Raw genomic sequence first — 12,516 nt, forward strand, 5'->3', positions numbered from 1 at the left:
CATTCACAGGACTCTGACGGGGGGCTTCTTTATAGATGCCGGTTAGGGGTGCGCCAACAGCTCGGTCAGTTCACTGACCTGAGCGATTTCGCGCATGTCTTCGGGCATTGCCCGGATGCTGACGGCCTTGCCGGCCGCCTCTGCATCACGCATGAAGCACAGCAGCAGCGACAAGCCGACACTGCTGGACTTCACCACCGCCGAACAATCAACCACTACGGCGGCAGCCTTGCTGGCCTTGATCAGCGCCTGTCCCTGCTTGCGCAAGCCAGGGCCGGTGCGGTAATCCAGCACGCCGCTGAGTAGCAACTCGCCGGTTTCGCCCATGCGAACGGCCGACTCACTCATTGGGCCTTCTTCTCTGTGGCTTCCTTGGCTTTAGCGACTTCCCCGGCCCAATTGTTGATGGTCTTGTCCAGGTCGTTGCCATTGCGCTGCATCGCGTCAGCAAACTGATCGCGGAACAGCTTGCCGATGTTGATGCCGTTAATGATCACGTTGCGCAGCTTCCACTCGCCGTTGATTTTCTCCAGGGTGTACTGCACCGGATAAATCGCGCCATTGCTGCCCTTGACGGTCATGCCGACGCTGGTGCGGTCGCCTGACTCATCCTTGGCAGGGTCAACGGTGATGCCCTGGTTGTTGTACTCAAGCAAGGCGTTGCCATAGAACTGGAACAGGCCTTTCTTGAAGTTTTCCTGGAAGGTCTGCATCTGCGCGGGTGTGGCTTTGCGCGAATACTTGACCGTCATGATGCTTTTGGAAATACCTTCGGCATCCACCACAGGCCCGACGATGGTGTTCAACGCCGTGTAAAAGTCTGCTGGATCCTGCTTGTACTTCTCTTTATTGGTCGACAGGTCGGCGAGCATCCGGGTCGTGGTGTCCTGGACCAGATCATGCGCCGACTGTGCCGCCACGGCGTTAGCCATCAACGGCAGGGCCGCGAGTAATACCAACAGGCCACGTCGCAAGGTAGAGATCATTCAAAAGCTCCTCATTTGGCGTCTTTGCTAACGGTATTGAGCAGGAATTTACCGATCAGGTCCTCGAGCACCAGCGACGACTGGGTGTCGTGGATGGTCCCACCATCCTTGAGCAAGGCTTGTTCCCCGCCCACGCTGATACCGATGTATTTCTCGCCCAACAGGCCAGCCGTGAGGATAGATGCAGTGGAGTCAGTCGGCAGATTATCTACGCGCTTTTCCAGCTGCATGGTCACCCGACCGGTGAAACTGTCGCGGTCCAGATCGATCGCCGTGACCTTGCCGATGGTCACACCGGCCATGGTCACTTTAGCTCTGACCGTCAAACCGGCGATATTGTCGAAATAGGCATAAAGTTTATATGACTCGGTGGTCGCGCTCGGGGACAGGCCACTGACCCGCAACGCAAGCAGCAGCAAAGCCAGGATGCCAGCCAGCAGGAAAAGGCCGACACCGATTTCCAGGGTGCGGTTTTGCATCAGAAATCTCCAAACATCAAGGCGGTCAGAATAAAGTCCAGGCCGAGCACTGCCAAAGAGGCATACACCACGGTCTTGGTTGTGGCACGACTGATCCCCTCGGAAGTGGGCTCGCAGTCATAGCCTTGGAATACGGCAATCCAGGTCACGACAAACCCGAAAACGATGCTTTTGATGATGCCGTTAAGCACATCGCCATTGAACGTCACGCTGTTTTGCATGTTCGCCCAGTAGGAGCCTTCGTAGACGCCCAGCCAGTCGACTGCGACCCACGAACCACCCCAGATCCCGACGACGCTGAAAATCATCGCCAGCACCGGCAGGGAAATGAAGCCGGCCCACAGGCGCGGGGCAACGATGTACTTGAGCGGGTCGACACCAATCATTTCCAGACTGGACAACTGCTCGGTGGACTTCATGTTGCCGATTTCCGCCGTCAGGGCTGAACCGGCGCGCCCGGCGAACAGCAATGCCGTCACCACCGGCCCCAGTTCACGCAGCAATGTCAGGGCAACCATCTGCCCGACAGCCTGTTCCGAACCGTAGCTGGACAGGATATTGAAGCCTTGCAGCGCCAATACCATGCCGATGAACACCCCGGAGACCACGATGATCACCAGGGACATCACGCCGATCGAATGCAGTTGCTTGATCAGCAAGCCGAAACCACCGCCAATGCCACCACGACCCAGCAACGCATGGAACAGGAAAATCGCCGCCCGCCCGAACACCCCCACGGCATCGATGGCCGCGTGGCCGAACCGGCGCACTCTTTCTATTAGTGAAATCTTGCGCATCAGCGCTTCCCCAGAAGATCTGCGCGGTAATCCGTCGCTGGAAAGTGATAGGCGACCGGACCGTCGGGTTCGCCCGTCATGAATTGACGGATACGCGGTTCTTCCGAGTTCATCAGTTCTTCAGGCGTGCCCTGCCCCAATACTTGCCCCTCGCCCACCACATAAATGTAATCGGCAATGCTCGCGGTCTCGGCCAGGTCGTGGGAAACCACGATACTGGTGATGCCCAGGGCATCATTGAGCAGACGGATCAGGCGCACCAGCACGCCCATGGCGATCGGGTCCTGCCCGACAAAGGGCTCGTCATACATGAGGATCTGCGGATCAAGGGCGATGGCCCGCGCCAGCGCGACACGACGCTTCATGCCGCCGGACAATTCGTCAGGCATCAGGTCGATGGCGCCACGCAAGCCCACCGCCTGCAATTTGAGCAGGACGATGTCACGGATCATTTCTTCCGGCAGCTCGGTATGAACGCGCAGCGGAAAGGCAACGTTCTCGAATACATCGAGATCGGTAAACAATGCACCGCTCTGGAACAGCACGCCCATGTGCTTGCGTGCATCGAACAGGTCGCTGCGAGATAACGTGGGCAGGTTCTGGCCATTGACCCAGACTTCACCGCTGGAAGGTCGCAACTGTGCGCCCATCAGCCGTAACAGGGTGGTCTTGCCACACCCGGAAGGCCCCATGATGCCGGTGACCTTGCCGCGTGGGATACGGATATCGACGTTATTGAAAATGCTGCGCGTACCGCGCTTGAAGGTCAGTCCCTTCAGCTCGACCGCGTAGGCGTTATCGGCACTCATCTAAACTCCTTGCGATGCAGCCTCTCACTCGGACGCCTGGCTCTCTGACGAAAGCACATACCTCCCCGGGCAGGCCGAACTGGCGGCGAACTATATCACTGCAAAGGCCAAGCGCCCAAGGCCCAAGCCGGGGCATGTTCAGCAACAGGACAGGCAAATGCACTGATTTAGAGGGATTCGGTAACAGCTATTTACAAAGCACGACGAACTAGCGTGAGGGTTTCGATCATTACCGCTATAATCGCCGCCTTTTCATCGGGCTATACGATTCTGACATGAGCCAATCCAGCGACCTGATTCAATCGGCACAACGCACCATCCGTCTCGAAGTGGAAGCCGTACAAGGCTTGCTGCCCCATATCGACGCGGATTTCGTACGCGCTTGCGAGATGATTCTGGCCAGCAAAGGCCGTGTGGTCGTGCTCGGCATGGGCAAATCCGGGCACATCGGCAACAAGATTGCCGCCACCCTGGCCAGCACCGGCACCACGGCGTTCTTCGTGCATCCGGCCGAAGCCAGTCACGGCGACATGGGCATGATCACCCGCGACGACATCATCCTGGCGCTGTCGAACTCCGGCTCCACCAACGAAATCGTGACCCTGCTGCCGCTGATCAAGCGCCAGGGCATCCAGTTGATCAGCATGACCGGCAACCCCGACTCGGCGCTGGCCAAGGCCGCCGAGATCAATCTCAACGTTCACGTCGAGCATGAGGCCTGCCCACTGAACCTGGCGCCGACCTCCTCCACCACCGCCGCACTGGTCATGGGCGATGCCCTGGCCGTTGCGCTGCTGGAAGCCCGCGGCTTCACGGCGGAAGACTTCGCCTTTTCCCATCCCGGTGGCGCGCTTGGCCGCCGTCTGCTGCTGAAAGTGGAAACCGTGATGCACGCCGGCGCCGAACTGCCCCAGGTGCAACGCGGCACGCTGCTCAAGGACGCCTTGATGGAAATGACCCGCAAGGGCCTGGGCATGACTGCAATCGTGGAACCCGACGGCAAACTGGCCGGGATTTTCACTGACGGCGACTTGCGCCGCACCCTCGACCGCACCATCGACATCCACCACACGACCATTGATGAAGTCATGACCGTTCATGGCAAGACCGCCCGGGCCGATATGCTGGCAGCCGAAGCCCTGAAAATCATGGAAGACCATCGAATCAACGCGCTGGTAGTCGTCGACAAGGAAGACCGCCCGGTGGGCGCCTTCAACCTGTCCGACCTGCTGCGTGCCGGAGTAATGTGATGAGCAACGACCTGCTGCAACGCGGCAAGAACATCAAACTGGCTGTCTTTGACGTCGACGGCGTCCTCACTGACGGACGCCTGTACTTCCTCGAAGACGGCAGCGAATTCAAGACGTTCAGCACCCTCGACGGCCAAGGCATCAAGATGTTGATGGCAGCCGGCGTGCAGACCGCTATCATCAGCGGCCGCAAGACCCCGGTGGTTGAACGTCGAGCGAAAAACCTTGGCATTCCACACCTGTATCAGGGTCGTGAAGACAAACTGGTGGTGCTCGACGAGCTTCTTGCGCAACTCAACCTAAGCTATGAACAGGTTGCCTACCTCGGTGACGACCTGCCAGACCTGCCGGTGATTCGCCGCGTCGGCCTGGGCATGGCGGTGGCCAATGCCGCCAGCTTCGTGCGCGAACACGCCCACGGTGTCACCCTGGCCCGTGGCGGCGAAGGTGCCGCCCGCGAATTCTGCGAACTGATCCTGCGCGCCCAGGGCCGCCTAGATGCGGCCAACGCCGCGTACTTGTGAGCCATTTATGTTTATTCTGAGCAAAAAGTTTCGCAGATTCCTGCTGTTCGGTTGCATCGCGGCGATATTCGCGGCGGTCGGCTACTGGAACATCAGCCCGGAACGCTTCCTCGACAAGCCAGTGGCAAAAGTCGACGAAAGCGCGATCGACTATTACGCACTCAACGCCCACAGCGTTCAGTATTTACCCGACGGCGGCCTGCAGTATGACTTGACGTCCGACAAGGTCGAGCACCTCAAGGCGACCGACGTGTCGTTGCTGACCAACCCCGACCTGAACATGTACCGCGGCACCGACTTCCCGTGGCACGTCACCAGCTTGCGCGGTGAAGTGAACGCGGACGGCACCCAGGTCGAACTGATCGATTCGGTCCGTATTGCACGCACCGATGAAAAGAACCGCAATTTGATCGTTACCAGCACCCGTATGACAGTGTTCCCGCAGCAGCAATATGCGCAGACCGATCAACCCGTTAGAATCGACGGCGCTGGCGGTGTGTCGACTGGCAACGGAATGAAAGCGTATTTGAAAGAAAGCAGGATACACCTGCTATCGAACGTAAGAGGACAGTATGAGGCTCGTTAAAACTCTCCCTATTTTGCTCAGTCTGGGCGCAGCACTGGGAAGCGTGAGCGCCTGGGCTCTGCCGAACGATCAAGAGCAGCCTATCCGCATTCAGGCCGACGATGCCCAACTGGACGACAAGAATGGCGTTGCCACCTATAAAGGTGACGTGATCATTACGCAAGGTTCGATGAAGGTCACCGGCAACACCGTGACCATCACCCGCACCCCGGCTGGCGACATCGACGTGGTGACCTCGGTGGGCAACCTTGCCTACTTCGAGCAACTGCAGACCGCTGGTGACACCAAGCCTGTTCAGGGCTGGGGCGTGACCATCCAGTACCATGCCGCGCAAAACCGCGTTGTACTGATCGATAAGGCCAAAGTCGTCGACAAGGACAACAACACCACCCAGGGCGAGAAAATCGTCTACGACACGGTCAAGAAACTGGCGAGCGCCGGCCGTGCCACGGGTAGCAAGGTCACCGAGGCGCGTCCGCGCATCGACATGGTGATCCAGCCGAAGCCGAAATCCGACCAGAAAAAGGCCAATTAATGGCAACCCTGAAAGCTCAGCATCTGGCCAAGAGCTACAAGAGCCGCCAGGTCGTGCGTGACGTCAGCCTGTCCATCGACAGCGGTCAGATCGTCGGCCTGCTGGGCCCGAACGGCGCCGGCAAGACCACATGCTTCTACATGATCGTCGGCCTGGTGCAGGCCGATCAGGGACGCGTGCTGATCGACGACCTGGACGTCAGCCACCAGCCCATGCACGGTCGTGCGAAGGCCGGTATTGGCTATCTTCCGCAAGAAGCGTCGATCTTCCGCAAACTGTCGGTTGCCGACAACATCATGGCTATCCTCGAGACCCGCAAGGAACTCGACAAGGCCGGTCGTCGCAAGGAACTGGAAAGCCTGCTGCAGGAATTCCACATCAGCCATATCCGCGACAACCTGGGCATGAGCCTGTCCGGTGGCGAACGCCGCCGGGTGGAAATCGCTCGCGCACTGGCCACCAACCCGAAATTCATCCTGCTCGACGAACCTTTCGCCGGCGTGGACCCGATTTCGGTGGGCGACATCAAGCAGATTATCCACCACCTCAAGGCCAAGGGCATTGGCGTGTTGATCACCGACCACAACGTCCGTGAAACCCTGGATATCTGCGAAACAGCCTACATCGTTAACGATGGCCAACTGATCGCCGAAGGTGACTCCGCCACCATCCTGGCCAACGAACTGGTCAAGGAAGTGTATCTGGGTCACGAGTTCCGCCTTTAAGCATTGAGGTGTCTGGCTGATTGCCCGAGCGCCGGTTTCGATAAAGCTTTTTTATTGTTACAGCGCTCTAGGCAAACGCTGCGGTTTCGGGCATATAATTTGCTTAAGTTTGGCGCTCCGGCGCCCTGTAGTGGATGGCGCATGCGCGCCGGCGAATAAGGTGTTAAGCCCCTGCCATGAAACCATCGCTAGTCTTGAGAATGGGCCAGCAGCTGACGATGACACCTCAGCTGCAACAGGCCATCCGCCTGCTCCAATTGTCGACCCTGGACCTGCAACAGGAAATCCAGGAGGCCCTGGAGTCCAATCCGATGCTCGAACGCCAGGAAGAAGGCGACGACTTCGATAACGCCGATCCCTTGGCCGACAAAGCCGAACAGCAACCCAACGCCGATGTTTCAGAACCCTCCTACCAGGAAACCGCCCCGACGGTGGACAACCTTGAGGAAGGCGACTGGAACGAGCGAATCCCCAACGAACTGCCCGTCGACACCGCCTGGGAAGACGTCTACCAGACCAGCGCCAGCAGCCTGCCGAGCAACGATGACGACGAGTGGGATTTCACCACTCGCACATCGGTCGGCGAAAGCCTGCAAAGCCACCTGCTCTGGCAACTGAACCTGGCGCCGATGTCCGACACCGATCGTCTGATCGCCGTGACGCTGATCGATTGCATCAACAATCAGGGCTACCTGGACGAAACCCTCGAGGAAATCCTCGAAGCCTTCGATCCGGAACTGGACATCGAACTGGACGAAATCGAAGCCGTCCTGCACCGCATCCAGCAATTCGAACCGGCCGGAATTGGCGCGCGCAACCTGGGCGAATGCCTGTTGCTGCAATTGCGCCAACTGTCCGCCAAGACCCCTTGGCTGGCCGAGGCCAAGCGCCTGGTCAGCGATTACATCGACCTGCTCGGCAGCCGCGACTACAGCCAGCTGATGCGTCGCATGAAACTCAAGGAAGATGAACTGCGCCAGGTCATCGAACTGGTCCAGAGCCTGAACCCGCGTCCCGGCTCGCAAATCGAGTCCAGCGAAGCCGAGTATGTCGTGCCCGACGTGATCGTGCGCAAGGACAACGAGCGCTGGCTGGTGGAGTTGAACCAGGAGTCGGTGCCACGCCTGCGGGTCAATGCCCAGTACGCCGGTTTCGTGCGCCGCGCCGACACCAGCGCCGATAACACCTTCATGCGCAATCAGTTGCAGGAAGCTCGCTGGTTCATCAAAAGCCTGCAAAGCCGTAACGAAACCCTGATGAAAGTCGCTACCCAGATCGTCGAGCACCAGCGCGGCTTCCTGGAGTACGGCGACGAAGCCATGAAACCGCTGGTCCTGCATGACATCGCCGAAGCGGTTGGCATGCACGAGTCGACGATTTCAAGGGTGACTACCCAAAAGTTCATGCATACCCCACGGGGCATATATGAGCTGAAATACTTTTTCTCCAGCCATGTCAGCACCTCCGAAGGCGGCGAATGCTCGTCCACAGCGATCCGCGCGATCATCAAAAAACTGGTTGCCGCGGAAAATCAGAAAAAGCCGTTGAGTGACAGCAAGATCGCTGGTTTACTGGAGGCACAAGGCATTCAGGTGGCTCGCCGCACCGTCGCCAAGTACCGCGAATCCCTGGGGATCGCGCCTTCGAGCGAACGCAAGCGGTTGATGTAAGCCACGGCACAGCGTTCCAGTGGCAGGCATTTCTGCCTGCCGCTTTATGCACTGGCAACGAAGGAGAAGCTGTATGCAAGTCAACATCAGTGGACACCAACTGGAAGTGACCGAACCCCTGCGCGCCTACATCGGCGAAAAACTCGAACGATTAGAGCGGCATTTCGACAAGATCACCAACGTACAGGTGACGATGACGGTCGAGAAGCTGAAGCAGAAAATCGAAGCCACCCTGCATATTCCCGGCAATGAAGTGGTCGCCAACGCGGAACATACCGATATGTATGCGGCGATCGACGCATTGACCGACAAGCTGGATAAACAACTCAAAAAGCATAAGGAAAAGACCCAGAGCCTCCTCCAGGGCGCAACCGGTCGTTAACACTCCCCACTCATGATCCGACTTGAAAACATCCTGACCCCCGGCCGTTCCCTCGTGAACGTGCCGGGCGGCAGTAAAAAGAAAGCCCTCGAGCAAATTGCCAACCTAATCCACCGCGAAGTGCCGGATCTGGCCATGCAGGATGTCTTCGAGAGTCTGGTTGCCCGTGAAAAACTCGGTTCCACCGGTTTTGGCAACGGCATCGCTATCCCTCACTGTCGCTTGAAGGGCTGTATTTCGCCTATCAGCGCCCTGATGCACCTTGACGCACCTATCGATTTCGACGCCATCGACGGCGCCCCGGTGGACCTGCTGTTTGTACTGCTGGTCCCGGAAGCCGCCACCGATGCGCACCTGGAGTTGCTGCGCCAGATCGCCAGCATGCTTGACCGCAAGGAAGTACGCGAGAAACTGCGCAGTGCCCCGAGCAACGAAGCCTTGTATCAGGTTGTCCTGAGCGAGCAAAACGGTCATTAATCATGCGCTTGATCATCGTCAGTGGCCGCTCCGGCTCAGGTAAAAGTACCGCGCTCAATGTCCTTGAGGACAATGGCTACTACTGCATCGATAACCTGCCCGCCGGCCTGTTGCCGGAGCTGGCCGAGCGCGCCCTGATTCATACCGAGCTGGCACAGCCGCTGGTCGCGGTGTCTATCGACGCCCGCAACCTGCCCAGCCACCTGTCGCGCTTTCCCGAACTGCTTGAAGAAGTGCGTAGCCGGCATATCCAGTGCGACGTGCTCTATCTGGATGCCGATGAGGAAACCCTGCTCAAGCGTTTCTCGGAAACCCGTCGCCGCCACCCGCTGAGCAACGCCAACCGTTCACTGGCCGAGGCGATCGACGACGAAACCCAGCTGCTGGGGCCGATTGCGGACCTCGCCGACCTCAAGATCAATACCACCAACCTGAACCTGTACCAGCTGCGTGACACCCTCAAGCTGCGCCTGTTGAACCAGCCGGAACCCGGCACTGCGTTCCTGGTGGAGTCGTTCGGGTTCAAGCGTGGCATGCCGGTGGATGCCGATGTGGTGTTCGACGTGCGCTGCCTGCCCAATCCCTACTGGAAGCCGGAGCTGCGGGCACAGTCCGGGCTCGATCAACCGGTGGCCGATTACCTGGCCGCACAGCCGGATGTCGAAGAGATGTTCCAGGATATTTACAATTACCTGTTCAAGTGGCTGCCGCGTTTTGCTGCCAGTAACCGCGCCTACGTCACCATTGCCATTGGCTGTACCGGCGGGCATCACCGCTCCGTCTACCTGACCGAACGTCTGGGCCAGGCCCTGCAACAATCCCTGAAGAACGTCCAGGTCCGCCACCGCGACCTCAGCTAAAGGATTCACAACGCGATGCCTGCTCTGGAAATTGAAATCATCAACAAACTGGGCCTGCATGCCCGTGCTTCTGCAAAATTCGTCGGTGTTGCTGGTGAGTTCAAGGACTGTTCGATCCGGGTCGGGCGCACGCCGGAATCCACAGTCGACGGTAAAAGCATCATGGCCATGATGATGTTGGCGGCTGGCAAGGGCACCATGATCCACCTGAGCACTGAAGGCGAACAGGCTGAAGAGGCGCTCCAGGCATTGGTGGCGCTGATCAACGACTACTTCGGCGAAGGCGGATAACCACAGCCCCGTGTAGCAGCTGGCGAAGCCTGCGTTCGGCTGCGAAGCAGTCGTAAATCCGGCATACAAGGTTTGCCTGAAGGACCGCAGTATCTGATTTTACGACTGCTTTGCAGCCGAACGCTGGCTTCGCCAGCTGCTACAAGGCCGTACGTCCCTGCTAGGCCAACGCTGTATCCATCACCATCATCAAACAAAACCCCATCAACAATCCCAGGCTGGCCAGCTTGTCGTGACCATTGCGCCGCGACTCCGGGATGACTTCATGGGTCACCACCAGCAGCATCGCCCCGGCCGCCAGCGCCAGTCCCAACGGCAGCAGCAATTCCGCCAGGCTCACCAGCCACGCACACAACAGCGCGAAGACCGGCTCCACCAGCCCCGATGCCGCGCCGATCAGGAACGCCTTGACCCGCGACATCCCTGCCCCGGCCAACACCAACGCAATCACCAGTCCCTCGGGCACATCCTGCAAGGCGATGCCCATGGCCAGGCTATCGGCGTCGGGCATGCCGCCGCCGGCCGAAACGCCGACCGCCATGCCTTCGGGAATGTTGTGGGCAATGATGGCGAACACGAACAACCAGATCCGCGGCGGAATCACCGGGCGTTCCAAGGTGCCGACGAGCATTTCCGGGCTGGCCCCGGAGACCTTGCGATCCACCAGGAACAACCCGAACGCGCCGAGCATGATGCCGAAACTGATCAAACCGCTGGCCGCCCAAGGCGTCAGCCCCAGGCTTTCGGCCGCAGAGATGCCCGGGACGATCAGCGAAAACGCCGTCGCTGCAAGCATCACACCGGCACCGAAACCCAGCAGGGTATCGCTGAGCGCCTGGGGCATGCGCCGAATCACCAGGACCGGCACTGCCCCGAGCGCGGTGCCCAAGGCGCAAATCGCGCCACCTTGCAGGGCGCGCAGCAACTTCGGCTCAAGGTCCAGCCACGCCAATCCCTGGGCGACCAACAACGTCATACCCGCCAGCAGTAACAGCGATCCCAACGCGTAACGAAACATTCGTCCGCTACCGATCGCCAGTGTTTCAGTGCCCATAGTCAGCCTTGGATTGTTTTTATAGAAGACTTAAACCAGCGCAGCCTGATAGCGCGCCGCGACTTCGGGCCAATTGATCACGTTGTAGAACGCGTTGATGTATTCCGGGCGACGGTTCTGATAACGCAGGTAATAGGCGTGTTCCCAGACGTCGAGGCCAAGGATCGGCGTGTTGCCGTTCATCAACGGGCTGTCCTGGTTGCCGCTGCTTTCCACGATCAGGGTCTTTTGCGGCGTCACGCTCAACCACGCCCAGCCACTGCCGAAGCGAGTCAGCGCGGCTTTGGTAAAGGCTTCCTTGAAGCTGTCGAGACCGCCCAGTTGTTCATCGATAGCCTTGGCCAGCGTGCCATCAGGCTTGCCGCCCGCGTTAGGCGCCATGACCTCCCAGAACAGCGAATGGTTGGCGTGACCGCCGCCCTGATTGATCACCGCGGCGCGCAGTTTTTCCGGGAGTTGCTGGACGCTGGCCACCAGTTTTTCCACCGACCATTCGGCAAACTCGGTGCCTTCAACGGCCGCGTTGAGGTTGTTGATATAGGTCTGGTGGTGCTTGGTGTAGTGGATTTCCATGGTTTGCGCATCAATGTGCGGTTCCAGGGCGTCGTAGGCGTACGGCAAGGCAGGCAAGGTAAAAGCCATTTCAATGGACTCCATATTGAAGAGGGGCAGACGGGTGCCGCGGCGACGCAGCATCCATGTGCAGCAAACGATGGGTGCGCGGGTATTCGCCGTGTTCACTGATGAAATTCAGCAGCTCGACGTAAGTTTTGCTGCTCTGGCGTAGCGCGGCTTCGCGCAGGGCCGGGGTCAGGCGCGGGTCCTGCATGGTCTGCAACAAGCGTTGGTGGATGGCGCACAGGTACTCGGCGCTCTCCTCCGGCTGGTTCAGGCGCAAATGCAGGTCCGCGAGGTTGTGGTGGGAAATCACGCAAGCGGCCACCGCTTCGTCGGCATCCGCCCAGCGCTCGAACAACACCTGGGCCAGCGCCAGAGCCTGCAAGTAAGCCTCGCGGGCATCGACGAACTCGCCCAGCATGAAATGGCGATTGGCCCTTTCGATTGTGCGTTTCCAGTGCTCCATGGTGAGC

Annotated in this window: 18 protein-coding genes; 10 read left to right on the forward strand and 8 right to left on the reverse strand. The window is 59.1% G+C overall.

What is annotated here, in order from left to right:
• Positions 1–42: 42 nt before the first annotated feature.
• Genes HKK53_RS15775 through HKK53_RS15795 form a run of 5 tightly spaced genes read right to left on the reverse strand, consistent with a single transcriptional unit; the run spans position 43 to position 3,071 of the window.
• Positions 43–348 (reverse strand): STAS domain-containing protein, encoded by a 306-nt coding sequence (locus HKK53_RS15775; RefSeq protein ID WP_169371591.1) that lies wholly within the window; start codon positions 346–348, stop codon positions 43–45.
• A complete protein-coding gene (locus HKK53_RS15780) occupies positions 345–986 on the reverse strand; it encodes an MlaC/ttg2D family ABC transporter substrate-binding protein (RefSeq protein WP_169371592.1) in 642 nt (213 codons plus the stop codon). The genes HKK53_RS15775 and HKK53_RS15780 overlap by 4 nt, the downstream gene beginning before the upstream one ends.
• Before the next feature lie 11 nt (positions 987–997).
• Positions 998–1,465 carry an outer membrane lipid asymmetry maintenance protein MlaD gene (gene mlaD, locus HKK53_RS15785; protein WP_133838549.1) on the reverse strand — a complete coding sequence of 156 codons (468 nt, stop codon included), beginning with the start codon at positions 1,463–1,465 and terminating at the stop codon, positions 998–1,000.
• Positions 1,465–2,262: a lipid asymmetry maintenance ABC transporter permease subunit MlaE gene (mlaE, locus tag HKK53_RS15790; RefSeq protein ID WP_169371593.1), complete on the reverse strand. Its 798-nt coding sequence runs from the start codon at positions 2,260–2,262 to the stop codon at positions 1,465–1,467. The genes mlaD and mlaE overlap by 1 nt, the downstream gene beginning before the upstream one ends.
• Positions 2,262–3,071, reverse strand: coding sequence for an ATP-binding cassette domain-containing protein (locus tag HKK53_RS15795; RefSeq protein WP_169371594.1), 810 nt, complete (start codon positions 3,069–3,071; stop codon positions 2,262–2,264). Before HKK53_RS15795 ends, mlaE begins: the two co-directional genes overlap by 1 nt.
• Before the next feature lie 275 nt (positions 3,072–3,346).
• Here HKK53_RS15795 and HKK53_RS15800 point away from each other — a divergent pair, with 275 nt between their 5' ends.
• From HKK53_RS15800 to HKK53_RS15845, 10 genes are all read left to right on the forward strand, one after another.
• Entirely contained in the window at positions 3,347–4,321 is a 975-nt protein-coding gene (locus HKK53_RS15800; RefSeq protein ID WP_169371595.1) for a KpsF/GutQ family sugar-phosphate isomerase, read from the forward strand.
• The gene (locus tag HKK53_RS15805) at positions 4,321–4,845 is read left to right on the forward strand and encodes a KdsC family phosphatase (protein WP_169371596.1); all 525 of its coding nucleotides are present in this window, start codon (positions 4,321–4,323) and stop codon (positions 4,843–4,845) included. The genes HKK53_RS15800 and HKK53_RS15805 overlap by 1 nt, the downstream gene beginning before the upstream one ends.
• A 13-nt stretch (positions 4,846–4,858) precedes the next feature.
• Positions 4,859–5,431: an LPS export ABC transporter periplasmic protein LptC gene (lptC, locus tag HKK53_RS15810; RefSeq protein ID WP_169374248.1), complete on the forward strand. Its 573-nt coding sequence runs from the start codon at positions 4,859–4,861 to the stop codon at positions 5,429–5,431.
• Positions 5,418–5,966, forward strand: coding sequence for a lipopolysaccharide transport periplasmic protein LptA (gene lptA, locus HKK53_RS15815; protein WP_169371597.1), 549 nt, complete (start codon positions 5,418–5,420; stop codon positions 5,964–5,966). Before lptC ends, lptA begins: the two co-directional genes overlap by 14 nt.
• The gene (gene lptB / locus HKK53_RS15820; RefSeq protein ID WP_054049904.1) at positions 5,966–6,691 is read left to right on the forward strand and encodes an LPS export ABC transporter ATP-binding protein; all 726 of its coding nucleotides are present in this window, start codon (positions 5,966–5,968) and stop codon (positions 6,689–6,691) included. Before lptA ends, lptB begins: the two co-directional genes overlap by 1 nt.
• Positions 6,692–6,867: 176 nt before the next feature.
• Positions 6,868–8,361, forward strand: coding sequence for an RNA polymerase factor sigma-54 (locus HKK53_RS15825; protein ID WP_149657580.1), 1,494 nt, complete (start codon positions 6,868–6,870; stop codon positions 8,359–8,361).
• 73 nt (positions 8,362–8,434) lie between these two features.
• On the forward strand, positions 8,435–8,743 hold the full coding sequence (gene hpf, locus HKK53_RS15830; RefSeq protein WP_149657581.1) for a ribosome hibernation-promoting factor, HPF/YfiA family: 309 nt from the start codon (positions 8,435–8,437) through the stop codon (positions 8,741–8,743).
• A 12-nt stretch (positions 8,744–8,755) separates the two neighbouring features.
• Positions 8,756–9,220: a PTS IIA-like nitrogen regulatory protein PtsN gene (ptsN, locus tag HKK53_RS15835; protein WP_169371598.1), complete on the forward strand. Its 465-nt coding sequence runs from the start codon at positions 8,756–8,758 to the stop codon at positions 9,218–9,220.
• Positions 9,221–9,222: 2 nt separating this feature from the next.
• Positions 9,223–10,080: an RNase adapter RapZ gene (rapZ, locus tag HKK53_RS15840; RefSeq protein ID WP_169371599.1), complete on the forward strand. Its 858-nt coding sequence runs from the start codon at positions 9,223–9,225 to the stop codon at positions 10,078–10,080.
• Positions 10,081–10,095: 15 nt separating this feature from the next.
• The gene (locus tag HKK53_RS15845; RefSeq protein ID WP_169371600.1) at positions 10,096–10,371 is read left to right on the forward strand and encodes an HPr family phosphocarrier protein; all 276 of its coding nucleotides are present in this window, start codon (positions 10,096–10,098) and stop codon (positions 10,369–10,371) included.
• Between the two features lie 160 nt (positions 10,372–10,531).
• Here HKK53_RS15845 and HKK53_RS15850 read toward each other — a convergent pair whose 3' ends face one another.
• From HKK53_RS15850 to HKK53_RS15860, 3 genes are read right to left on the reverse strand one after another with little or no spacing between them, the layout of a single operon-like run.
• Positions 10,532–11,425 carry a ZIP family metal transporter gene (locus tag HKK53_RS15850; protein WP_169371601.1) on the reverse strand — a complete coding sequence of 298 codons (894 nt, stop codon included), beginning with the start codon at positions 11,423–11,425 and terminating at the stop codon, positions 10,532–10,534.
• A gap of 30 nt (positions 11,426–11,455) precedes the next feature.
• Positions 11,456–12,067 carry a superoxide dismutase gene (locus tag HKK53_RS15855; RefSeq protein WP_169371602.1) on the reverse strand — a complete coding sequence of 204 codons (612 nt, stop codon included), beginning with the start codon at positions 12,065–12,067 and terminating at the stop codon, positions 11,456–11,458.
• A 1-nt stretch (position 12,068) separates the two neighbouring features.
• The gene (locus HKK53_RS15860; RefSeq protein ID WP_169371603.1) at positions 12,069–12,509 is read right to left on the reverse strand and encodes a hypothetical protein; all 441 of its coding nucleotides are present in this window, start codon (positions 12,507–12,509) and stop codon (positions 12,069–12,071) included.
• Between the last annotated feature and the right edge of the window lie 7 nt (positions 12,510–12,516).

Source organism: Pseudomonas sp. ADAK7, from assembly GCF_012935675.1.
In the GTDB taxonomy this organism is placed as follows: Bacteria; Pseudomonadota; Gammaproteobacteria; order Pseudomonadales; family Pseudomonadaceae; genus Aquipseudomonas.